Genomic DNA, 22,161 nt, shown 5'->3' with positions numbered 1-22,161 from the left:
AGGATGAGTTCGAAGTTGCTCACGGTGCTTCCCTTCTAGGCGACGCGCTCGAAGACGCAGGCGGTACAGGTGGCCGTGTTGGAGGCGCTGGCGGTGCCCCAGGTCCACGTTAGGACCATGGCCCGGGACACGGTGCTGTCCAGCGTCTGGTTGGCGATGGAGTTGGGGCTCGCCAGGGTGCCCGTCTGCGTGCCGGTGCCGAGGCAGTGGAACACGGCGAGGTGCGGACTCCATGAGGCGCTGGCGCCCGAGGAGACGACGCGCAGGTAGAAGTCTGCGCGCCAGGGGCGGCCGGAGATGCCGGTGGCTGTGGCTCCTGGGCCGATGGCGCCCATGGTGGTTCCGGCTACGCCGCCGAGGCGGGCTGTGAGGGTGAAGTTGGGTGTGCCGGTGGTGGAGGCGACGCCGTAGGCGGTGATCCGGTAGACGGCTCCGGCGACAGCGTCGTCGGCGGGGATGGTGCCGGTGGCGATGATCGTCTCGGTCACGGTGTTGGCGACCGTGGTTGGGCCGGTGGCGAGGGCGTTGCGGTAGGTGGTGGCCCCGTTGACGAGTTTCAAGTCGCCGCCGACTTTGAAGTGATCGCCGCTGGCCGTGCCGAGGGTGCTGGTTCCGGTTCGAGCGAGGCTGACGTCGGCCGCACCTGATCCTGGGCCCCAGTTCATGGTGCCGTCCGACGTCATGGAGAGCCGGTTGACGCTGTCGCCGGAGACGAGGAACGCGAGCTTCTCTGTTGCGTTGGAGGTTCCGTTGAGGGTGATGTCCTTGGTGCCGGTCATGGTGAACGCGGCGCCGTTGCTGGCGATCTCTATCCATGAGGCGGAGGCGGGGGCGGATCCGTTGGAGTAGTAGAGGCGGCCGGTGTCGGACTCGGCGATGGGTTTGCCGGAGTAGGGGGCGGCGGGCCGGGTGCTGGAGGTGACGATCTGGAATCCGGTGGCGAGGTCGATGCGGTCGAGGTTCTGGTTCAAGTCCGTCTGGACGCTTACGAACTCGCTGCCGTCGTTGAGGGGCTTGTAGAGGCCGAGTCTCGTGGTGGGCGTTTCAGGCACGGTGGGCCTCCTTCATCTCGCGGGTGCGTCGCTGGGCGGCGTCGTCGATGGGCGTGTCTGGCTGGGGGTTGCGGGGGATGCGTTCGCCCTTGATGCGGCGGCGGGTCTGGTCGACGCGGACCGCGAAGTCGGAGACCTGGGCGGGGTCGACGACAGTGTCGAGGACGGGCTTGAGCGGGTTCTGCCTGCCGGACGGGGCGTCGATGCGGGTCTGCTTCTTGGCTTCGGCGATGCGCATCAGGTGGGCTGTGCGGGCGTCGGCGATCGTCACGGCGTTGTGCAGGCGCACGGGCTCCGGGTCACCTACACGGACTCGCCCGTTGGCGCGCCGGGCTGGGACGGTCATCCCGACGCGCGCTGCCGGGTCCTTGGCCGCCTCGTCCGGGTCTTCCAGGTCGGGGAGGAGGGGTTCATGGAGGATGATGTCGAGGAGTGTGGCCGTGTCAGCAGGGTCGATGCCGTATTCGGCGGCCCGCCACGCGAGGGTGACGTGCGGGAAAACGTGCTCGTGAATGTTGCCTGCCGCGTCGGTGCTGCGGACGCGCCAGACCGGCACGGCGTCGCTGCCGAAGAGTTCGGTGACAACGTCGGTGACGGTGCGAATGCCAGGCACAGAGGCCTCCCTCTTGGTCATGTGCGGAAGGCCCAGTAGTTCAACCTCATACCCTGTGAGTTGTTCCAGGCCACGACAAATCCGGTGGTGGTGAAGCTCTGGATGCCCCACACGGTGGGCGTCGCGGAGCCGAAGTTGCCTGCCACGCAGGTGACGACGGGGACCGTCTGCGAGTCCATCGTGGCGCCGTAGGTGAGGGAGGCAGAGGTGCCCGCGCCGAAAATAACGGTGCCGGTGACGATGCCTTCGTTGGTGTCGGGTACAACAAAGTTGCGCCATTTACCGATGTGCCGGGTGACTCCGCTGCTGTCGAACTTGAAGCGGTTCACGCCTGAGCCGCCGTCATCCCAGCCGACTGCCCCTTCAAAGGATGACGCGGTAAAGACTCCGCCTTGGGTCCCGCCGGTGTGATTCCCGACCACGATGCCGCCGGAGGACATCCACACGAACGCACCTCGACGTGCCTGCGTATCGGCGCGCACGACCGCGAGCTCTGTGGTTGCAGAGGTCAGGAACAGCCTTGCGAACACGTCAACGCCGGAGTCGTCATATACGCCGCCGTTAACACCGAGGTCGGCGTTGGTTCCTGAGGAGTTGGCGTTGATGAAGCCGAAGTTGCTGCCGCTGCTGGCGTAGAAGCGGATCTCGGGGAGGAACGTCGCGGTCGGGTTGATCTCAAGACGGCGGCCAGATGTACCTGAGATGAGCTGCCCGAGAATCGACACGTCGCCAGTGGCGGCGTCGGCGAACATCGTTCGCGTTCCGGCCGCATTGAACAGCTCGTAGCCGTCGACGGACATCCGTGCGCGGGCCCCCGTGTCCGCCGTCTTGATCTCGCCCGCCATCACCCACGACGCGCTGATCGTGCCCGCAGTGACCTTGCTGACGGTCAAGTCGGAGATGTGTGCGTCGTCAATCAGCAGGGCGGTGGCTGTGGCCGCGTCGCTGGGACCGGACTTGTTGCCGGTCATGTCGACGGCGACGACACGGACGTAGCGTGCCGACGTCTCCTCCACCTGCACCGACGCGACGACCGGAATCTGAGCCTGAATCATGCCCGCCGTCGCGCTGACCTTGGCCTTCAGCGTGTCCGCGGTCGGGGTGAAGGTCGGCTCGTAGTCGACGTGGATCTCGAGGTGGTGAAGATCCGACTCGAGATTGAACGTGCCACCCGACGACTTCCCCAACTCGTGCGTGACCTGCACCGCGATCCGCGAGCCGGCCACCGTCGGCGCTGCCGGAGTCGACGGCGGAATGTTGTCCGAGGAGGCGACGAACGTCGTCGTACCGCTCCAGGCGCCCGTGTTGCCGGTCTTGTCGACGGCCCGGATCTGCACGTCGTAGCCGATGCCGGTCGACAGGTCCTGCAGCTGGAACGTGGTCGACCCCCATGGGGCGTAGGCAATCTGCCAGTCATCATCGGGCGCGGCGAACGGCTGCGCCCACGTCTGCAAGTCCATCCACCGGACCTGGGCGATCTGCGCCCACGTCGCCGGATACAGCATGTCCGTGTCGACGGCGTACCGGATCTCGAAGTGATCCCCGTCGAGGATCGTGCTGCCGTCCGTGTTGTTCGGAGCGTTCCACGACAGGATCACCCTGGCGCGGGTGAAGCCCCGACTGTCGAGGTACGAGGCCCCGGAGAAGGGTTCGATCAGCGTCGGTACACCGGGGATGCTCGTGTCGGCGTTCGGCCGTGACCCGACCGGTTCTGTCGACGACGACGCCAGCTGCCGGGAGAAGCCGCCCACCGTGACGTAGGTGCCGGCCTCCGACGTCTGAATGTGGTCGGTGAGGTCGTACCAGGTGCCGTTAGCGGCCCGGTAGGCGACCGTGTACTCCGGTGTGACACCCCACGAGACTTCGGTGACCTGCAACTTGATGGGGTTGAGGCGCTGCCCGCGGAACACGATCTCCGTGTCGACGTCGACGAGGCCCTTGTCGGGGTCGTAGGCGTACACGTAGTCGCCGAGGGCGAACGTGCCCTCTACGTCGTAGTCCTGAATGCTCAGGCGCAGGTCTTGCTTCGGTGAGATGAACTGCGACAGGGCGAGCTGGGCGCGGATCGCCGCGTTCGTCGCGGCCGTGTCGGACTCGGATACGAGGCGGGTCAGCTTGAGGATGTTGCCGTGGATGTCCTTGTACGGGTTGTCGCCCGGGTCGAGGTCTGCCGACCCGGTGGCGGTTGAGGCGCCCTCGCCTGCCGCGAGGAGCACGACGCGGGTGGTGTAGTCCTCCGCATCCCCGGACAGGTCCATGCTGCCCGGCACGGCGCGCAGGGCCATGTCCTCGCCGGCGCCGCGGGCTACGACGACGCAGCGGGGAGTGGTGACGAAAAGGTCAGACTCTGGCCCCGCATCGAGGGTGCCGTCGTTGTTGACGCGCCAGGAGACGGGCACTGCTGTCGTCGACATCGTCTGGCATACGTACTGGATCGCTTCACGCGGCGACTGCCACTGGTGCGTGCCGCTGTACGTTCCTGCGACCGGGTAGAGGGTGCCTTCGGTGACGGCCCCGGAGGCGGGCAGGAGGCCGCGGATGACGTCGGGGAAGAGGCTGCCGGAGGCGAAGGTGGTGGCGTTCTCGAGGACGCTGCCTTTGTTGTCTTCGTCGCCGAGCCACATGGCCATGCCGACGCCGCCGATTTTGACGTTGTCGTTGGGGATTTTCGTGCGGGCGTCGTCGGCCAGGGAGTTGGTGCGGAGCACGCCGACGTAGCGGGCGATGTCGAGCAGGTTGTCGCCGTACTGGGCGGGGTCGAGGCGGCCGTGGATGATCGCGACGTGGCCGAAGTAGGCGAGGGCGTCAAGCGTTTCGCGGGGAATGGTGGGCTGCAGGTCGATGTCCCACCGGCCGAGGGCGGTCAGCGTCTCCTGGATGGTCACCGGATCACCTCCTCACGCAGTACGTCGCTTCGGCCAAACTACCGACGTACTGATTTCGCAGGTCAGTGGCCGCGTCCCCGGAGGCCGGCGAGCCGCCACCGGCCTGGACACCGAGCCAGAAGTCCAAGGCGGTCGCCGAGGCTTTGGACACGCCGCCGTTGGCATGGGCGGTGAACGTGCGCGCCGACCCTGCGGCGAACCTGTTGCCGTCGCCGTCGTTGCCGGTGGCGATGACATACCCGGAGGCGGCGAAGCTGGTGTTGGTCTCCGACGCTTGCCTGTAGACGGCGAGGGTGGCGCTGGACCCGGACTGCAGGTAGCCCTCGAGGATTCGGGAGCCGCGGCGTAGGGCGAGGTCGACGGTCGCCCGCCCCGGACTGCGGGACGCGGTGAGCCTCAGGACGATGTGCTCGAGGTCGTTGCGGAGCAGCGTCGCCGAGTCCCATGTGGCGACGTTGGAGCCGCCGATGGTGACGTTCCACAGCTTCGAGTGCCAGGCGGAGCCGGTGTAGGCCTGCACGTCGATGACGCCGGCGGTCACCGTGGGGGTGACGTTGACCAGGCCGTTGGACAGGGCCCACGCGGTGGCGGGGACCGGGCGTTGGGTGCCGTCGACCTCGAGGCCGGCTGTCGTGTCGGTGACCCGTACACGGCCCTTCAGGTAGTCGAGCGGTGAGCAGCCCCAGCGGGGGGAGGCGGCGGCGGGGATGGACCGGTAGACGGTGATGGTGCCGTCCAAGGTGGCCCGGGTCATGGAGGTCGGGTTGGTGCTGCCCGTGTAGTAGGCGTAGTGGCCGATCGGCGGGGCGTGCCAGCGCTCCCCGGTCAGGGAGAAGTCGTTCAACCGGACGGCCCCGGTCAGCCGTGACTGCAGGTCGACTTCGCCCGCCGATCCGAGCCGGTCGAGGCCAATCTTCCAGTCGGCGAGGACACGGTCCCCGACATGCTCCGTGATCGTCGAGTTGCAACCCTTCACCTGGTAGAAGCCGTTCCTCTCCGGCTTGTCCGTCCAGGTGACTGCGATCGGGGCGTCGCTGTCGAGGGCGTTGATGTTGTCGTGCGTGGCGACCAGAACGACCCGAGTGAGGGGCGGGTTGGACTCCTGCCCGTCGAGGTCCATGCTGCGTGCGATGCCAGTCTCTGCCGCGGTGAAGCGTTCCCGCAGCAGGGTGCGGCCGAGTCGAATACTTCCCCAGGTCATCGGGCACGGCTCCTGTTCCAGACGCGGAGCGCCTCGTTCATCTCGGCGACCATGGCGTCTGCTGCCTGCTTCCTGGCCGTCGGGCTGGAGAAGTCGAAGGTCCCGTTGACGTTGAGGTTCTGGATCGTCACCGCGCCGCCGCCTTGGACGATCGCCTCGAACTTCACGCGGTCCTCGGGGCTGAGGACGGCCTCGGGCTTCCCGGTGTGGTTGTCGACGATGGTCCGGCCGGGCTGGAGCAGGCCGCCCGTGTCGTACTTGGTGGCCGGCTGGAAGCCGTAGCGGTCCGTCCACATCGAGTTGTTGGCGCCACGCGCCCGGGATCCGACGATGACGCCGCCTCCGCCGCCACGCGATTCGACGTTGACGCCGGCGATGGTGCCCGCGGTGTGGCCCACGCCTGCGTTGGTGATGCCGATCTGATAGGGCGAGACCAAGTTGCGGACCCAGCCGCCCGGAGCGTTAGCGCCGGAGAAGGCGCCGGTTGCCCAACGGCGGTGCGGGGACTCGCCGCGAATCACTGACTCGATCGCAGAAACGAAGCCCGAGCAGTCCCACGAGGGGTTCCCATTTCCGCCCCATTGATAGGGTTTGCCCGCTTGCGTCTTCGCCCACGACAGGCCCCTCTGTACGCCAGGTCCGCCGACCGCCTTCTTGTCCTCCTTGCCGAGCCAAACAAGCATCTGGTCCAGCGCAGAGTTGGGGATGCCCTTGGCGAGCTTCCCGAACGACGAACCGCCGTCCGGGATCATGTTGATGAGCGGGCGGACGATGCTCGAGATGGCCTTCTGCGCAGCGGACTTCAGCCCGCCGATGACGAGGTCCTTAGCCCAGTCGAAGCCCCCCTTTACTGTCCCCCAGGCTGCGCCGCCGAGGTCGGAGATGGTGCCGATGATGCCGCCCTTGTCGAAGTGCTGCATGCCCTGCGCCACCCGGTTGTCGGGGTTGCCGCCGGTGCGTCCCTGGGAGCGGTCTTTGCCGAGCATGGCGTCGATGGCGCGGTGTCCGCCAAGCTTGGCGACCTGGGCGAGCGAGAGGACGCGTTCGTTGGGGGTGAGCATGGCGGGGACGGTGTCGCCTGTGCCTGTACCTGGGACGACGCCACCCCGGGCGAACTTGAGGCCGATGGCGGGCAGCATGATCTTGCTGCTGATCTTCCCGGCGATGGTGTTCCACATGCGCCTGATGCCGTCGTTGTAGACGTTGCCGATCACCCACTTGATGGGGCCGGACAGCTTGCTTTGGATCCCGGACCAGATCTTGCCGATGCCGTCACGCAGCGAAGTGAAGGCGCTCGTCACACCGTTCTTGAAGTCGCCGATCTTTGTGCGGATCGTGGTGAAGATCGACATGGCCTTGTCGCGGGCCCCGGTCCACATGTTCGACCAGGCGGTCGTGACCGCCTGCTTCAGTAGGGACACCGAATCGCGGATCCATTTCCAGGCGCCGGTGAAGGAGCCCTTGATCCCGCCCCAGACCGTGTCCCATACCTGTCGGACGTTCTTCCATGTGGCGTTCCAGGCGCCGATGATGGAGTCCTTGATCAGGTTGAAGATCTTCTTGGCGCTGTCCCACAGGTCGGTGAACCACTTGACGATCGCGCGCACCAAGTCGGGGATGATCGAGTGGCCGACCAACTTGTCGTACAGCCACTGGAAGCCGTCCACGACCCACTTCACACCGGCCGTGACCTTGTCGACGAACAGGGTGATCCAGCCGATGACCGTCGTCAGGACCGGTACCAAGATGTTCAGCGCTCCGGCGAGGACACCCGCCAGCAGTCCGGCCAGCATGATGATGATCGGCATCAGGGGGGTGATGACCTGCATCGCCAGAGTCAGCAGCGACACGGCGAGCTGCGCCAACGGCGGCAGCAGTTGCAGCACAGTCGTGAGGAGCGGCAACATGATCGGGGCGAGCTGGCCGATGAACTGCCCGAAGATGCCGACGATCGGGATCAGTGCGTTGATGACCGTGATCAGCGGGCCCGCCAGTGAAGTCACCAGCTGCACGATCACATCGAGCACCACACCCAGGACCGGGGCCAGGGCGGCGACGACCGCCGCGATCAGCGAGCCGATCGGCCCCAGCAACGGCATGATCGCTGTCGCGACGTCCATCAGCGCCTTGCCCACTACAGCGACGATCGGCAGCAGCGCCTGAATGATCGGCATCAGCGCCTTGCCCAGCGCCTCCGCCAAGTCCGCCAGCACAGGCCCCAGTGCTTGCGCCAGAGCCGACACCGTCGGTGCCAGCGCGGCGAGCAGCGGCAGCACCGCCATGATGACCGCGCCGAGCGTTCCGGCGATCAGCTTCGCAATGTCGTTGACGGCCCGGAAGATCGTGGTCAGCATCTGCTGCACTTCGGGCATCGCCGTGATCCGGCGCAGCTCCTTGAACATGGCGCCGATGCCGCCGAGCGCGTCCCCCGCACCAGCACTGGCGGCCTTCATGATGTTGCCGACCGTGCCGAAGATGTCCCCGAGCAGGTGCCCGAACTGCTTCGCAATCTCGATGGCGTTGTTGATGGCCTTCTCGAGGGCGCCGCTCTTGAAGGCCTGCGTGAGTTCATCGGTGATGCCGCTCATCGCGTTGCCCGCAGCGGTGGTGAGCCGCTTGAAGGCGGGGGCGGCGGCAATCGACAGTTGGACGAAGCCCTGCGCCAACTGTCCGGGCACCTTCTCGAGGGGCTTCATCCCTTCGGTGAAGCCGTCGAACATGCGCTTCAAAAGCCCCTGGTTGCCGAGCTTGGTGAAGGTGTCCATCAGGCCGGTGCCCATGCGGTTGAGTACACCGGCCATGCCGACCAAGCCGTCCCGCACCGCGGGCAGTACGGCGGTGGACATGCGGGTCAGCGTCGTCCCGAGGCCGCGGAACAGGGCGTCCTGCACGTCGACACGGACCGCACTCCAGGCGGGGGCGATGCCCTTGACGGCCTCCACAAACGACCTAGCGTTCGGCGACAACTTCGACATGGCGTCGTTGAACTTGGTGGCCTCGGTGCTGCCCTGGGCCATGGCTGCGGCGACGGCACGGTTCGCGTCAGCCAGCGCTTCCTGCGCGCCGCGGACCTGCCGGGAGGCGGCCGTCTGCGCGTCCGCCACGCCCTGCTGCGCGTCGGCCAGTGCCTGCTGCGCGGCCCGGACTGAGTCGGCGCCGGACTTGGCAACTGCCGCAGCCTCGGCCTGCGCGTCCCCGACGCCACGGGCCTTGTCGCCGACGTTCCGCTGAGCGTCCGCAACCCGGTCATGCGCGGCCTTGACCGCGTCGGAGCCCTCAACGCCCTTCTTGGCCGCCTCGGCGCTGTCCTCCTGGAGACGCTGGGTTTCGATCCGCTGCTCCGACAAGCGCTGTACGGCCTTGTCGTAGTTGAGCTGGGCGCGGGCCAGGTCGTCGGCGTTCGCGGCGGCGCCCTTGGCCTTGAGGGCGTTGAGTTCCTTCTCGGCGTCGGCGACGTCCATGACCGCGTCACGCTGGGAGAGTTCGGCGTCCTTCAACCGGTTGCCGAGGTCTTCGAGCTGGTCGGCCGCAGTCTTGCGGGCCTCGTTGAGGCCTTCCTGGGCGCGGGTGGCGGCCTTCTGTGCGTCGGCCAGGTCCCGCTCGGCGTCAGCGACCCGGCGAAGTGCGGCCCGACGTTCGGCCGCGGCCCGCACTTCGGTGTCCCGGACTTCCTGGGAGGCTTGCTTGACGCGCTTCTGGGCGTCGACGATCTGCCGTGCCGCATCAACCTGCGCCTCACGCAAGGCGCGGGCGGAGCGGGCCACGTTGATCTGCGCCGACTCGAGAGCCCTGGTCGCTGAGGCAGCCGACGTGGCGGAGGACGCCCCGGTCTCGAATGCACTCTTGAACGCGGTGCCGACACCGTGGAGTCCGACACCCAGGGCGGCGCCCATCGTGATCAGCGACCCCAGGGCCGGGACCGCGACCGCCGCCGCCGGGCCCATCTGGACGATGGCCTGCCCCAGAGCAGCCACCGCCGGGAGGGCCATCAGCGCGGCAGACGCCAGCATCATGAACCGGGAGCCCATCATGCCTGCCGATGCGCCAGCCGAACCGAGGGATGAACCGAGGCTCCCCAGGCTTCCGAGGCCGAGCATGTTGGTGCGGATGTTGACGCGTCGGTCGCGGGTGAGGAGCGCCAAGCGCGCCGCGGCAGCAGCTGTGTCCGCGTCGGCCGTGACGCGCAGCATCCTGTTGCGGGTCAGGTTGGCGATGTCGGCCGCCGCGACCCTGGTGTCGACATCGACGCCGATGCGGACGCGCCGCCGTTGGGTTAGGTTGCGGATCTCGTCGGCGGCGACCCGGGTGTCGGCGGTGGCGAGGATGCGGACGGTGCGGACGGCGGTGAGCTTGTCGAGGGCCCGTTCGGTGCGGCGGAGCGCGGCGTCGTTCAGGTCGGCGGTGATGTCGACGCTGCGGCTGGTGAGCCGGTTGAGCGCCGTGTCGTCCAGGTCGATCTTCACCTGGATGGTGCGGCTACGGGTGAGGCGCTGGAGGGATGTGGTGACGGCCCGGTCGTCTAGGTCAACGCCGAGCTTCATGCGGCGGGTTTTGACGAGGGCTGCGATGCGGGTGGTCGCGGCGCGGTCGTCGAGGTCTGCCGTGACCTTCAGCTTCGGCGTCTCGCGCTTGAGCTTGGCGATGTCCGCGTCGAGCTTGGTGCGGTCCATGCGCGCTTCAACATAGGCGCCTGCCAGCCTGAACTCGCCCATCAGTCGCCCACCTTCACGAGTTCGATCTCTTCCGGGAAGCGTGCGGCCAGTGCCGTCACCGACTGGTACTGCTCCGGTTGCTGCTTCGGCGTGGGCCGCCGCTCGGCCGGCGCCGACCTACGGCCGCCGTTCTCCTGCTCTTCGCGCTGGGCTTCGGCGCGGGCCGACATGACACCGGTGTAGGCGGGCGCCCTGTGGGCGAGCGAGAAGTAGCGTGCTGCGCTGATCTCGTCCTCCTCCAGGTCGATGCCGTACACGGCAAGGAAGTCCGCGTCGAGGTCCCGCTGGTAGGCGAGGACCCAGGCGATCTGCTCGGTGCGTTCCGTCCATCCGTCGACCCAGGGGGCGGCGGTGGCGTGGTCGGACAGGTCGGTGACCCAGTAGAGGCCAGTGGCTGCGCGGTACCAGTCGATCCAGGCCTCGTCAGTCAGCGGCCCTTCGCTTTTCCCTCCGTCTCGTCTTCGACCTCTCCGAGGGCCATGTCCCGAAGCCGAGTCATGATCTTGTCCAGCTGTTCGTCTTCGAGGTCTTCGCATTCCATGAGCGCCGTGTATCCGTCCTCGCCGATCAGGACTTCGAGGAGCTCCTGGGCGGCGAGTGCCTCGCCCTGCTTGCGCATGGTCCGCAGGTAGCGCAGGCCGTGGTTACGGCCGACGCGCTTGGGGATCGAGTACTCCTGGTCGTCGACGTAGAAGAGGACGATCCGGTCTGCGGGGGTGTCGGGCTTGGATGTGAGGCGTACCGGCTCGAAGTCCTCGGCCACCTCGGGGGTGGTGGTCTTGGGCTTGGGGGCGGTGCGCTTCTTAGCTGCGGCGGTTCGTGTGTTGGCGGCCATGACCTGCTTCTTTCTGTGGAGGGGGTGGAGGGAGGTGGCCGGACCCGCCTCCCTCCACAGGTTTCGGGCCCGGCCGCTTGGGGGCGTTAGACGCCGTCGATGATCTTGTAGGTTCGGATCGACGGAGACACGTAGTGGGCCTGCATCTTGACCTTCAGGACGGTCTGCTTGTCCTTCGTGTAGGCCAGCTCCACCGAGTCCGTCGACAGGACCTTGCGGACGATGACCCGGCGCCGCAGGGAGTCCGGTGCGATGCCGTCGAACAGGACCGCCGAGTACGAGGGCTGCGTCGCCGAGCTGTCGTCGTTCGGCTCGTAGGTCTTGTAGCCCGAACCGCTGGCTGTGGTGCCGCCGTTGAGGGCGTAGGCCAGGTTGTCGAGCGTGACCTCAGCCATGTTCGTCTCGACGGACGTCATGCGCTTCGTCAGCCGCGAGCCGACACGGTCGACGATCTGGTCGACCTCGAGCTCGCCGTAGGTGTTCTCGATGGAGAGCTTGACGCCGTCGGTCGTTCCGCCAATGTCAGACCAGGCCGACGCGGGCGGGCTGGCGTTGAGGGCTGCCGTGGAGTCGGCCGGCTCGGTGGCACCGAAAGCGCCCCGGTACATCGCTGCCGGGCCCTGAATCAAGTTGTCGGGATCTACGCTGATTTGGATCACATCCTCAAGTCGTGACCCGGGCGGGCCGATGGGGCGGGGGCGTGGAGGGAAGAACTCGGGGGCCTCATGTGCGCCACTCCTCGCGTCGGAGCGGCCAGGAGACTCCCTCGAACTGGGGGTGGAAGCGCAGCTCGATGGTCTGCTCGGGCGGGATACTGCGCGGGCACTGGACGACCCGTGCGTTGGCCATCAGCCACTCGAGCTCGTGCCGGTTGCCGTGGACGATGACCTTGCCGCCGTAGGTGAGAAGGTCATGCGAGGTGGGGCCCTCGAGAGCCCAGCGGGTGGTCACGAGCCCACCTCGATCCAGTGCAGCTGCAGCGCCAGCACGATGCGGGCCCATGAGCCGAGGTCGGCGGACGCTTCACCGCCGCCCGGTACAACCGGCCGCCGCGGCTCCTGCACCGTGTAGGCGGACAGGACGCGGGCGTTCGGGTAGCCGGCCGGGAGGGTGAGGAGCCGAGGCGTTCCGGCGTGGTCGAAGCAGCCGGCGACGATCGCCTCAGCGAGCGCGGTGGCCTTGTTCCATGGCGGCTTGACGGAGTCGGCGGAGGCGGCCCAGCAGTCGACGAGGACGACGGGCATCCGCATCGGGACGTAGAGGTTGGTGCCGCCGCCGGACGTGTGGACGGTGACGAACCCGGTTTCCTTGACGGCGTCGGTGCGGGGCACGGTGGTGGCGACGATGTCGCCGACCAGGCCCTTGAGCCAGGCGATGGCGACGAGGTCGGTCGTGGCGTGCTTCGCGATGGTCACCATCACGCCTCCCGCTTGATCCACAAAGCGGGACGAAGGAACGGCTGGGCCTGCGTGCCGGGGTGGTTGACGAGCGCATAGGGATGCTCGGCGCCCTCCCAGAACAGGGCCTTCGCGTTCTTCGGTCGGATGACGTGCGGCTTCGTACCCTCTTCCATCCACAGGGCGCGGTCGAGGTCGGAGCCGACCCGGAACCGGCCGTTGTTTACCTCGCGCCGGATGGAGCCGGCGAGTTCGCCCGTCTTCTTGGGGGCGATGTTCTTCGCGTCCTCCTCCACCATGGCGCCGAGCCGGTCCATAAGGTCGTCGATGGCGGGCGTGAGGTGCGCCTGGATGGACGCATGGTCGATCTGCATCTGCCCGCTCCTCTCCGGCTCGGGTTGTTCGGTGGCTGTACGGATCCCGGTCTCCCCGGGGTGGTCCGTCAGCCGTTGGTTCAGGTGACGCGCTTCAGATCAAGTCGCAGGTCTGGGGTGTGGCCGACACCGCTGGGTGCGGTGACGGAGGTGATGGCGTAGACGGTGCCGGTGACGTCGTCCCGGATCCGGTCCTCCGCTCCGACGGTGGTGTTGGAGGGGAGGCGGGCGATCGTGTAGCGGATCACCCTGGGGGTGGACTGCTCCGGAGTCGTCACAAGCCGGGACTTCTCGATCAGCGACGCAGGGATCGCGGACGCCGACACCGTGGCGCCGTCGACCGTGTCGCCCCACTCGTCCGTGCTGGTGCCGGTGAGGACGCTGACCTTGGTGTTCGCGAGAGCCCTCACGACATCGACTCCCAGTGCTGTGCGTCGTCCTGAGACTCAGCCAGAGCGTTCGTCACCGCACTCCCGGACTCGAACGGTGAGCGCACATGGATCGTGCGAGACCGCATCCACGAGCAGCGGCGCAGCGACCGGGCCGTCATCGGCGCAGCAACCAGCGCGTCCGCCGTGTACTGGCTGGACACCCCGTCCTGCGACGTGCTGCTGGCGTCCAGGCGCGTGGTCAGGTCGAACTGCCCCTGAAGCCAGGCTGCCTGCCACGCCACCGCCCGGCCGAGCCAGTACAGATCCCGGGTCCGGATCTTGGTCGTGTCGGCGTAGATCCGGTTGGAGAACACCTCGACCGCGGCCTGCGCCTGGGCAAGCTGCTGCGGGTCAACGGTCACACCAGTGACGTCGATGACCTGCTGCGGCGTGGCCCAGGCGTCGACCATGTCAGGCCCCGCCCTCGATCACCTTGCGGGGCGTGGTCGTGTCCTCGGCATGGTCGTCGACCGCGGCAGGCACCACCTCGACGCTGTACGACAGCGACACCGACACCCCGTCCGGCTGCTGCGTCTCGCCGTCGAAGGACACGTCGCCCCGCGGGTGCAGGCCACGCTGAATCGCTTCCTGCACCACGCCGGCCCGGTTCGCGTCGTGCGCCGCATCGTCGGCGGTCTCCCACCCGGCGCCGAGGACCACGAACTCCTTGACGAAGCGCATGCCGTCAGAGCCGTCGGCGGACCGCTGGTCGACCTCCACCTCAGGCTCACCGGCGGTCGCCGGATGCTGTGCCTTTGCCGCTGTCTTCCTCGCCTTCGGCTCAGCCATGTCAGGCCTCGGCGACGAGGATCGCGGCGGCCTTCGGGTGACCGAGGGCGAATGCACGCCTCGCACGCATCTTGAGGATCGACTCGTCGGTCAGCGCCGACAGTCCATCGCGGCCGTCGATGAAGATGGACTCCGGGCCGGAGCGAATGCCGAGGCGCAGGAAGTCCTGGTTGACGACGGCGAGGATCGGCAGACCGCCGGGGGCGTCGGTCGCGGTCGGCGAGGTCTTTGCACCAAGGGACCAGCGGACGGGCAGGTCGAACAGGGTCGACGGGGTGCCGCGGTCGCTGCCCTGCCCCTGCACGAAGATCGGCTGGTGCTGGTCGTCCTTGATGCCGCGGAGCTTGCCCTTGAACGCCGGGTGGGCGATGACGACCATGCGGGACTCGTCGAAGTAGTCGCCGCCTTCCACGTCAGAGAGCGTCGCCGACAGGTTGTCGTAGGTGACGCCGCCCGACCCGGTGAGGGTGATGTTGTCGTTCGCGCCGTAGCCGAGTCCGGACGCAGCCTGGGACAGGACGTAGTACACCGACTCGAACGGGACGCCGGTGCCGACCGCCGCGGTGACTGCGAGGGTCGCGTTGTCGAGGAGCTTGGCGTAAGACGTCGCCCAGTCCGTCATCTTCGTCTTGAGGATGTCGGCGAGGGAGTCGTCGATGTCCTCTTCGGCGATGCGGATGGCCTTGCCGAGCTTCTGTGCGGTGAGGGTCACGTCGTCGTTGGTCGAGACGTCCTCGGTGTACGTGCCGCCCTTGGCGACGAGGGCGACGCCCACGCCGGCCGAGCGGGGAATGCTCTTGGTGTTGGACCTCATCGGCTCCGGGGAGGCGAGTGCCTCGACAGCCGACATCTGCTGGACGCGGGTGATGACGTCGGAGCCGTCCTCTTCCGGGATCCATGCCTCGAGCGTATTGCGTGCCACTGTGGCCCTCCTGCGGGCGGCGTGATGGGGAAGCTGGTGGGCTCGGGCCCCATCACGGGCGCCTTCGCAAGAGAGACCAGTGCGAGATCAGATCACCTGATTCGAAGGTCTAGCCGCAAATATACCTTCGAATGTCAAGACCTGCCCAGTACTCGCATCGCATGCTGCTCGGCCGACGTCTTCGGCTTCTCCTCCGCCGGCTTCCGGTCCGCCGCCGTCGGCCTGGCCTTGGGCTTCGGCTTGACCGCGGCCTGGAAGAACTCGGGGTACTCGGACTTGATGCGGTCGACCTCCGCCTCGAGTCCGACGATGTCGCCGTCGTCGTCCACGGACAGGCTGTCCATGTCGACGAGGCGCAGGACACGATCCGTTGAGCCGCCGACACCGGCCTCGGCGAGCGCGACCCGGGCGGCTGCCTTGACGAGCGGCGCCCGGTAGCGGGACTCACCCCGCTCCTCGGCCTCGCGGAGCGCCTTCTCGTGGTCCGTCTCGTTCGCGCGAGTCTTCTCCTCGAGCTCCTTGTTGCGGAGCCGGTGCCGCTTGCCGTCCTCGTTGGCCTTCTTCAACGCGGCCTGGGTGCGGGCCCATTCGTCCTTCGACGGCGGCGCGTACTCGTCGTCATCCGACTCGGTCTTCTTTGCGGCGGGCGGCTTCGGCTTGGGCTTCTCGTCCTCTTCCGGCTCGTCGTCGTTGTCGTCGGCGGGCTCATCCTCGGGCTCGTCGTCGCTCTCGCTGGTGCCGTCGTCGGTCTCGGCGCCGCCTGCGATGTTGTACACGGGCCGTCCGTTGATGACGCCGAGCAGCGTGCGAGGCGGCAGGCTTATCCCGGCCGGGCGTGCGGGCAGGGTCTCGTGGATGTCGGTCTGGTTGTTCATTGGTTCTCCCATCTCGGGGTTGCGGGTTGATGGCCCATCACGGGCTATCCGGTAGGGGCAGGTCGGCGCAGTGCGCGTGCCGCGCGGATGCGGGCGGCACGGGATTCGGTCGGCAGGCGGGAGCCGCCGGCCACATGGCGGCGGGCCTGGCGCTGGAGGTAGTCGGGAAGCGGCATCACACCGGGCACGGCCCATTCGTCCCGCCAGGGGACGCAGCGGCAGCGACAGTGCGGATGCTGGGGCGGCAGGTCGACAGCGGGTACGCGCCCGCGCTGGTTCGGATCGAACGAGAGCCCGTCCGGGAAGTCCTGGCCGACGTCGACAACCAGCCCGGCATAGGCGGCGCAGTTGACGCAGGCGGTGGCTTCGGCGATCCACAGCTTGCGGGCGCCGATCGCCTGAATCCCGGCATTGAGGCCGTAGTTCACGGCCTGGTTGACCACCCAGGCGATGTGGGCACGGACCGAGGACAGGGCGCTGCGGGCGGCCCCGATACCGGTGACGACGTCCGTCCAACGGCGCGCACGTTGCGGTCGCAGCAGACCAAGGGCGCGGTCGAGACTGCGGGCCACGATCCCGTCGACGCCCGACGCCGCGGTCCTTAGGCGGCGGTCTGGGTGGGTCGGGACGCCGGATGTGCGACGGCCGCGGGCGGCGCTGGCGAACGCGGCATGCTGGCGGGCACCGAGCAGGACGGCACCGACGAGCGAGTCGTCCAGGGCGCGCTGCGCCCGTGCCGGGAGCGGGCCGAGGAGGCGGCGAACAGCGGCCCGTACCGCGGCGAGGATCCGGCGCAGCACCGACACGTCCACGGCGATCGCCTCGACGCTTCCGAACGCTGCGACCCACGCGGCGACAATCCGCTTGGACAGGGACGCGAACTGCTCATCCGCATCACCCGCGGCCTGGTCGCCAACGCTCTGCTCGAGGGCGATGACTGCATCCGTGTGCTCCCCCTGGACCAGGGCGGCGAGCTGGGCGTTGCTGGTCATCAGGTGCGCGCCTCCACCCCGGCGAGCAGCTCAATGTCCGACAGGGCCCCGGTCAGCAGCGCCTGCACCTGCTCCGAGGTGACGACCCCGAGCGCGGCTGCAGCACCCAGCTTCTGTGCACTGTCCGCGACGGCGGCGAGGATCTGTACGCGGCGGCCGAGTTCGGCGTCGTCGACGCCCTCGAGCCATTCGTCTACCTGCTCCTGCCGGTATCCGGCCTCGAGGAGGACTTGCTTGCGGGGGACGCCGTTCTTGACCTTCTCCGTCGCGGTCTGCCAGCCGGTCTGATCCTCGACGGTGGCGGCCGGCACCCATCGCACGTCGACGGTCGCGTCCTTGATGCCGAGGAGGCTGAGAGCGAAGGTGAACACCTCCCGCCACGTGGCACCGAAAGACATCTGCCGGTTGCGGATCTTCTTGACGAAGGGGGCTTCCTTAGCGCGGATGGATTCGCCGCTAGGTACTTCACCTTGAGGGTCGAAGAGGTGTAGCGGCGTGGTGGTGATCTGCGCCATCGCCCGGACCTCGAACATGATCGGGTCGAGGAAGATGTCGGGCTTCGCCGCGTCGAACTGGCCGACACCCTTGAAGCCCCTGAGCAGCCACACCTCGCCCGGACCGGCCTTCAAGCTCGAGTCGTCACCGGTGTCGGTCGGGCCTGCGGTCGCATCGTCCGGGGGAAAGTCGTCGAAGTCGCCCGGCTCGAGGTCCGACGTGTCCGTCGTGGCCGCGTCGGTCAGGGCGTACCGCTGCGGGAAACCCTGGTAGTCCACCGTGCCCATGTGCGTGATCGACAGCTTGTTGATCGCGTTCTGCGGGCCGTAGGCGCCCAGATGCTCGGGCCTGCCGAACGGGCGGGAGGTACGGAAGTGGAAGGCGGGCGGGCGGCCAAAGTCGTGCTCGATGATCCACGAGTCGTCGCCGCCGGCGTCTGGGTCGTCGGGGTCTTCGTCGGTGAGCCAGTGATGCCAGTCGCTGGCCGCGGTCCCCTTGGCGCCGGGCATGGTGGTCCAGCGTTCGGTGCGGTCGTCGTACAGCAGCTCGGCTCGGTGGATCTCCCCGAGGCTTGTGCCCTCGCACCAGCGCTTGACGTAGTACTCGACTTCGCGGGGGTTCTCGCTGGAGTAGATGGCGCGCATGACCTGCGGGGAGTTGTAGTGCATCTCCACGCTGACGACGTTGCCCGCCTCATCCTCGACGGGGAGGACTATCAGGTAGGCGTCGCCGAGGGTGCAGGCGTGGCAGTGGACGTCGGGGGCCTCGAGGTCCATGCCGTTGTCGTTCCACAGCTTGGAGATCAGCTCGGTGTGGGCGTCGTCGGTACCGGTGATGGCGGCGATCTCGAGGCGGTCGACTACGGCGTCGACGGGGGTCTTGGCGAAGTTCAACCGGAAGTCGGTGCCGGTGTCCTCGAGGACGCGGCGCAGGCGGGCGGAGGCGAAGATCTCGGGGACGTCGCCGTCGTAGAACTGCTGGGCCTGCCGGTAGTGGGGGCGCGCCTCGTCGAGCTCTTCGATGCCTTGCATCAGGTCACTTGAGGCCACTTCCGCCACCCTTCATCCAGGCAAGCATAGACCGTCACCTTTAAATCAAAGGTAACTGGCGCTACTCGCCTTCGAAACCGGCCGCCTCACACGTAGCTTGCGGCGGTCGCGGACGGCGGGGCCTTCTTCGGCGGAGGCCTGAGGAATCGCAGCACGGGGTTGCCGACGGCGTCGACAAGGTCGTCGTTGAGCCCGTTCGGGAACGCGCACATCTGCTCCTCCAGCGCAGGTAGATGCTCGGCGTGAACGACGCGCGGAGGCAGGAGTTGGTACAGGTTGAGGACCCGCCCGGCGCGAACCTCTTTGGCCTCCGAGTTCGAGAAGGTGATCACCCGCACCGGCAGGTTGTGCAGGACTTCGTGCCACAGGTCGCCACCCTGGTTCGCCTCAACGAGGATGGCGCCGATCTCCGGATACGAATCCAGCAGTTGCAGGACTCGATCCCGGAGCGCCTTGCCTTTCAGCTTTACCGCCTCGGCGTGCTCCACCAGGCAGCGCGCGGGCGTTGGTCGGCTGCCATCACGTGCAGGACGCGCAGGAGCACAGCCAACAACCGCCAGGCCGGTGTAGTCCGACTTCTTCTTGGTGGTGACGGCGCCGTCTACAGACAGATAGGTGTGCGCGACCGGGAAGCGCCCGTAGGTGAAGTCGTCCTCGGTCCAGTAATCCGAGTCCATGTTCGCCGGTTGATTGAGGAAGTTGAGCTTGAAGCTCCGAGTCGACCTCACTTGCGTCATGTAGGTCATGGGCCACTTGGCGGGCCAGATCGACCGTTCCCCGGTCTCGGTCGTGATGATCGGCTCGTAGTAGTGGATGCGGAACTTCTCCTCCGTGATCCAGGCGGCCGGCTCCTCTGTCGTCGTAACGCTCTTTACGCACTGGTGAATCAGACCTCCGGCCATCGTCGTCGTCCCAACGACGGCCACCCGGGCGAACTCTGACAGGGGGAGGATCACGTTCTGAAGAGTGGAGAGCCGCTTCTTTGCCTGATGGACCGAGTAGTTCGCCTCGCCGCTCTCGATGTCGTCGCAGATCAAAGCGTCGGGGCGGTCGCGGCCGACCTTGAGGCCAAGGTTCCCCGAGTCGATGCCTCTTGCGGCAAAGGTGAACCCGGACGCCATCTGGATCTGCGACTGACGATCCGCGACTACGGCACCCCGACTCCGTGTCGCTGGCTTCGTGAGGTCAGGGAAGTCCTCTTGCAGGAGCCGGTTGCCATCCAATTCGGCTTTGAAGGTCGAGAGGTGAGTCTCGCTCTGCGAAGCGCTATCCGAGAAGGCGGCGACAAATTTGATGAAGCCGTGAGCGGCAGCCCACATAGGGATGATCAGAAACCACCATGTGCTTTTGGCCGACTCTCGTGGGCTGATGAACACGTCCCGGGCGGAGCGCGGCTCCGTAACCGGGCGCACCCACTGGCGGGCCATCCGAGCCCAGTCCAGGTGACAGTCGGCGAAGGTGATCCTCTCGCCGGTCTGCTTGCCCTTCAAGTGGTGCGGCAGGTACAGCAAAGCGAAGGCGAGAGGATCAAGGCGCGTAAGGGTCCGCCGCCCCTCGCTCGACTCCAGTAGGCGCGGCTCCATCCCTGCCAGGTGAGCATCCAGGGAGAAGGTGGCGGAGTTGTACGGCTCGCCCGCCTCGTCGCAGAGGTATGCGTTACTCGACATGCGCCCAGCTCCTTCGGCGCGCGATCCGCCAGGTCTGGTTGTAGGGCAGGTGGAACCTTTCGGCCAACGCGGATATCGGCACGCCCGCGTCCGACGCTCGGCGTATTCCCCTGACCATGTCTTCTGTGATGGAGAGGCCGCGCTTCTCTGCTTCGTATCGGCTCCGTGCGGCGCTGATCTTTGCCTTCGCGTCATCCGACAGGCGATGCCCCTGGAGTGTCTCCGAGCGCTTCCGTCGCGTCTCCTCGGACTGTGGGGGACGCTTCTTCGCTCCGGCAACCAGGGCGGCCCGATGCTCGGCGGTGAGCTTGCGGCCAGTCATGGCGGCCGATTGCCTGGCCTTCTGCTCCTCTGACATGGGCGCTCGGTGGGCGTGCGCGGCGCGGAGCTTCTGACGAGTCGCCTCGGTGACGGGGCGACCTGGCCGGCCGGCGTTGGCGGCGGAAAGCTTCGCTCGCCACTCAGCGTCCAGGGTGCGCCCCTTCATCCTGGCCGACATCTTGGCGCGCGCCTCGGCGCTGTGTACGTGCCCCGGCAATCCCCCCCGGCCTCCGACCGTTACGTTGAGGAGATCGAAGCCTTGGCCTCGCAGTAGGACAATCCAGGCAGCTTCCCGATCGCCAATCGTTTCGGGGGTACACACCTCAAGGACGACCGACTTGATCTCGTGGCCGAGCAGTCGATGCTTCTTGATCCACCGAGCCGACGGAAGCGTTGGGGCGCGGCCGGTCTTGAGGTGAATGCGCAGCCGCGCCTGAGCCCCGATCTGCGTCATGCCGACGTAGCGATGGGTTTCGCCGTCGATCGAGAGCGCGTAGATCACGCACAGTGGCTCGCCGTCGGATGTAGCTTGGTCCATGTCTGCCTGCTTTCTCAGGTGGGCCACGCCCCGGGAGTGTTCACAGCACTCGCCGGGGTCTTCGTCGTTGTGGCGTACTCCAATTGTCCCAGGTCAGGGGCGAGTTGGGGCGCTTTCGGAGCCACGGTCAGTTCCCGCCCATGGGGACCTCTATGTCGAACTCTTCGACCTCGACCTCAATCCGCAGCAGGACCATGCCGACCGGGGCAGGGACTTCGCCGCGCACCTGGATGATCCGGATCGGGCCGACAATCTCGTAGCCCTGCAGCTCCATCCGGTCCCGCATGTGCTGAGTGAGGGCGGCCCGGTAGCCGCCGTCGTGCGTCAGCCACGAGGGGGCGAGGGACTCGAAGAAGTACGTGGACCGGGTCACGTCGCCTCGCCCTCGACGATCGCCTGCTCCTCGGCTGCAGACTTCGCCTTCGCGGTGCGGATGAGTTCCTGCAACTCGAGATCCTGCTGGGTGACTTCGGTGACCTGCGCCTCGATCTTCGTCGTCGCGATACCCAGGAGCTTGTTTTCTTCGGCGACGGTCTTCGTCACGCCATTGAGGGCGCGGTCGACAGCGAGCGCCGCGGCCACCTCCGGCCCCCTCTCCTCGCTGCCCATGGCCCGCTCCCAATGCGCGTTGCGCAGCGCGAGGTGGTCGTGTAGGACGGCTTCGAGGCGGTCGAGTTGGAGGGTCCGCCAGGCGTCGACCTTCGGGTCGACACGGCGGGCAGCCTCGGCATAGACGAGCTCTTTGGCGGTGGTGATGCTGATGCGGTGGCCGCCGGTGGGCCCGTCGGGGGCCCGAGACAGGGCTTCGATGGCCGCGAAGGTCAAGCCTTGGAGGCGGAGGTCGAAGACGACGCCGGCGTACTCCGAGTACTGGGCGCGGTTTCGGCGTCGGGATGGTGCGGGTCCTCCGGGCATGGCCACCACTCCTCACTGCCCGTTGATTCTGTAGCACATGAGCGCTATCGCCTTTGAATCGTAGGCTACGTGGTGGTTTTAGTCTGCACTATCACTCC

The 22,161-nt window shown here is 67.3% G+C and carries 22 protein-coding genes; all 22 read right to left on the bottom strand.

What is annotated here, in order from left to right; genetic code table 11:
• Positions 1 to 35 precede the first annotated feature (35 nt).
• Positions 36 to 1,052: a hypothetical protein gene (locus ACFWDI_RS28425; protein WP_385308071.1), complete on the bottom strand. Its 1,017-nt coding sequence runs from the start codon at positions 1,050 to 1,052 to the stop codon at positions 36 to 38.
• A complete protein-coding gene (locus ACFWDI_RS28420; RefSeq protein WP_385308068.1) occupies positions 1,045 to 1,665 on the bottom strand; it encodes a hypothetical protein in 621 nt (206 codons plus the stop codon). Before ACFWDI_RS28420 ends, ACFWDI_RS28425 begins: the two co-directional genes overlap by 8 nt.
• Positions 1,666 to 1,682: 17 nt before the next feature.
• Positions 1,683 to 4,550 (bottom strand): hypothetical protein, encoded by a 2,868-nt coding sequence (locus ACFWDI_RS28415; protein WP_385308065.1) that lies wholly within the window; start codon positions 4,548 to 4,550, stop codon positions 1,683 to 1,685.
• 4 nt (positions 4,551 to 4,554) lie between these two features.
• Complete coding sequence (locus ACFWDI_RS28410) at positions 4,555 to 5,751, bottom strand: hypothetical protein (RefSeq protein WP_385308062.1); 1,197 nt, start codon at positions 5,749 to 5,751, stop codon at positions 4,555 to 4,557.
• Positions 5,748 to 10,463 carry a hypothetical protein gene (locus tag ACFWDI_RS28405; protein WP_385308060.1) on the bottom strand — a complete coding sequence of 1,572 codons (4,716 nt, stop codon included), beginning with the start codon at positions 10,461 to 10,463 and terminating at the stop codon, positions 5,748 to 5,750. The genes ACFWDI_RS28410 and ACFWDI_RS28405 overlap by 4 nt, the downstream gene beginning before the upstream one ends.
• On the bottom strand, positions 10,463 to 10,720 hold the full coding sequence (locus tag ACFWDI_RS28400; RefSeq protein WP_385308058.1) for a hypothetical protein: 258 nt from the start codon (positions 10,718 to 10,720) through the stop codon (positions 10,463 to 10,465). Before ACFWDI_RS28400 ends, ACFWDI_RS28405 begins: the two co-directional genes overlap by 1 nt.
• Before the next feature lie 170 nt (positions 10,721 to 10,890).
• Complete coding sequence (locus ACFWDI_RS28395; RefSeq protein WP_385308056.1) at positions 10,891 to 11,298, bottom strand: hypothetical protein; 408 nt, start codon at positions 11,296 to 11,298, stop codon at positions 10,891 to 10,893.
• Positions 11,299 to 11,384: 86 nt separating this feature from the next.
• Positions 11,385 to 11,957 (bottom strand): hypothetical protein, encoded by a 573-nt coding sequence (locus ACFWDI_RS28390; RefSeq protein WP_385308053.1) that lies wholly within the window; start codon positions 11,955 to 11,957, stop codon positions 11,385 to 11,387.
• 64 nt (positions 11,958 to 12,021) lie between these two features.
• Positions 12,022 to 12,249 carry a hypothetical protein gene (locus tag ACFWDI_RS28385; protein ID WP_385308051.1) on the bottom strand — a complete coding sequence of 76 codons (228 nt, stop codon included), beginning with the start codon at positions 12,247 to 12,249 and terminating at the stop codon, positions 12,022 to 12,024.
• On the bottom strand, positions 12,246 to 12,716 hold the full coding sequence (locus tag ACFWDI_RS28380; protein ID WP_385308048.1) for a hypothetical protein: 471 nt from the start codon (positions 12,714 to 12,716) through the stop codon (positions 12,246 to 12,248). The genes ACFWDI_RS28385 and ACFWDI_RS28380 overlap by 4 nt, the downstream gene beginning before the upstream one ends.
• Entirely contained in the window at positions 12,716 to 13,069 is a 354-nt protein-coding gene (locus ACFWDI_RS28375; protein WP_385308045.1) for a hypothetical protein, read from the bottom strand. Before ACFWDI_RS28375 ends, ACFWDI_RS28380 begins: the two co-directional genes overlap by 1 nt.
• Positions 13,070 to 13,149: 80 nt before the next feature.
• Positions 13,150 to 13,479 (bottom strand): hypothetical protein, encoded by a 330-nt coding sequence (locus ACFWDI_RS28370; protein WP_385308044.1) that lies wholly within the window; start codon positions 13,477 to 13,479, stop codon positions 13,150 to 13,152.
• Positions 13,476 to 13,910, bottom strand: coding sequence for a hypothetical protein (locus tag ACFWDI_RS28365; protein ID WP_385308042.1), 435 nt, complete (start codon positions 13,908 to 13,910; stop codon positions 13,476 to 13,478). The genes ACFWDI_RS28370 and ACFWDI_RS28365 overlap by 4 nt, the downstream gene beginning before the upstream one ends.
• Before the next feature lies 1 nt (position 13,911).
• A complete protein-coding gene (locus ACFWDI_RS28360) occupies positions 13,912 to 14,289 on the bottom strand; it encodes a hypothetical protein (RefSeq protein ID WP_385308040.1) in 378 nt (125 codons plus the stop codon).
• A gap of 1 nt (position 14,290) precedes the next feature.
• Positions 14,291 to 15,211, bottom strand: coding sequence for a phage major capsid protein (locus ACFWDI_RS28355; RefSeq protein WP_385308037.1), 921 nt, complete (start codon positions 15,209 to 15,211; stop codon positions 14,291 to 14,293).
• Positions 15,212 to 15,345: 134 nt separating this feature from the next.
• Entirely contained in the window at positions 15,346 to 16,086 is a 741-nt protein-coding gene (locus ACFWDI_RS28350) for a hypothetical protein (protein WP_385308034.1), read from the bottom strand.
• A gap of 44 nt (positions 16,087 to 16,130) precedes the next feature.
• On the bottom strand, positions 16,131 to 17,078 hold the full coding sequence (locus ACFWDI_RS28345) for a hypothetical protein (RefSeq protein WP_385308032.1): 948 nt from the start codon (positions 17,076 to 17,078) through the stop codon (positions 16,131 to 16,133).
• Positions 17,078 to 18,622, bottom strand: a complete 1,545-nt coding sequence (locus tag ACFWDI_RS28340) for a phage portal protein (protein ID WP_385308030.1) — start codon at positions 18,620 to 18,622, stop codon at positions 17,078 to 17,080. The genes ACFWDI_RS28345 and ACFWDI_RS28340 overlap by 1 nt, the downstream gene beginning before the upstream one ends.
• 86 nt (positions 18,623 to 18,708) lie before the next feature.
• Positions 18,709 to 20,289, bottom strand: coding sequence for a hypothetical protein (locus ACFWDI_RS28335; protein WP_385308027.1), 1,581 nt, complete (start codon positions 20,287 to 20,289; stop codon positions 18,709 to 18,711).
• Complete coding sequence (locus ACFWDI_RS28330) at positions 20,279 to 21,148, bottom strand: NUMOD3 domain-containing DNA-binding protein (RefSeq protein WP_385308024.1); 870 nt, start codon at positions 21,146 to 21,148, stop codon at positions 20,279 to 20,281. The genes ACFWDI_RS28335 and ACFWDI_RS28330 overlap by 11 nt, the downstream gene beginning before the upstream one ends.
• A gap of 127 nt (positions 21,149 to 21,275) precedes the next feature.
• Positions 21,276 to 21,521 (bottom strand): hypothetical protein, encoded by a 246-nt coding sequence (locus ACFWDI_RS28325; protein WP_385308022.1) that lies wholly within the window; start codon positions 21,519 to 21,521, stop codon positions 21,276 to 21,278.
• Positions 21,518 to 22,063 (bottom strand): hypothetical protein, encoded by a 546-nt coding sequence (locus ACFWDI_RS28320; RefSeq protein ID WP_385308019.1) that lies wholly within the window; start codon positions 22,061 to 22,063, stop codon positions 21,518 to 21,520. The genes ACFWDI_RS28325 and ACFWDI_RS28320 overlap by 4 nt, the downstream gene beginning before the upstream one ends.
• Positions 22,064 to 22,161: the final 98 nt, after the last annotated feature.

Origin of the sequence: Streptomyces sp. NPDC060064 (assembly GCF_042736455.1) — a bacterium.
In the GTDB taxonomy this organism is placed as follows: Bacteria; Actinomycetota; Actinomycetes; order Streptomycetales; family Streptomycetaceae; genus Streptomyces.
The sequence above is the reverse complement of the archived record's forward strand: the minus strand, read 5'-3'. Positions and strand labels throughout refer to the sequence as shown.

Coding starts and splice junctions, on each gene's coding strand:
- ACFWDI_RS28410 (WP_385308062.1), bottom strand. CDS start 5,751: ATGACCTGGGGAAGTATTCGACTCGGCCGCACCCTGCTGCGGGAACGC.
- ACFWDI_RS28405 (WP_385308060.1), bottom strand. CDS start 10,463: ATGGGCGAGTTCAGGCTGGCAGGCGCCTATGTTGAAGCGCGCATGGAC.
- ACFWDI_RS28395 (WP_385308056.1), bottom strand. CDS start 11,298: ATGGCCGCCAACACACGAACCGCCGCAGCTAAGAAGCGCACCGCCCCC.
- ACFWDI_RS28380 (WP_385308048.1), bottom strand. CDS start 12,716: ATGGTGACCATCGCGAAGCACGCCACGACCGACCTCGTCGCCATCGCC.
- ACFWDI_RS28375 (WP_385308045.1), bottom strand. CDS start 13,069: ATGCAGATCGACCATGCGTCCATCCAGGCGCACCTCACGCCCGCCATC.
- ACFWDI_RS28365 (WP_385308042.1), bottom strand. CDS start 13,910: ATGGTCGACGCCTGGGCCACGCCGCAGCAGGTCATCGACGTCACTGGT.
- ACFWDI_RS28360 (WP_385308040.1), bottom strand. CDS start 14,289: ATGGCTGAGCCGAAGGCGAGGAAGACAGCGGCAAAGGCACAGCATCCG.
- ACFWDI_RS28350 (WP_385308034.1), bottom strand. CDS start 16,086: ATGAACAACCAGACCGACATCCACGAGACCCTGCCCGCACGCCCGGCC.
- ACFWDI_RS28345 (WP_385308032.1), bottom strand. CDS start 17,078: ATGACCAGCAACGCCCAGCTCGCCGCCCTGGTCCAGGGGGAGCACACG.
- ACFWDI_RS28335 (WP_385308027.1), bottom strand. CDS start 20,289: ATGTCGAGTAACGCATACCTCTGCGACGAGGCGGGCGAGCCGTACAAC.
- ACFWDI_RS28330 (WP_385308024.1), bottom strand. CDS start 21,148: ATGGACCAAGCTACATCCGACGGCGAGCCACTGTGCGTGATCTACGCG.
- ACFWDI_RS28320 (WP_385308019.1), bottom strand. CDS start 22,063: ATGCCCGGAGGACCCGCACCATCCCGACGCCGAAACCGCGCCCAGTAC.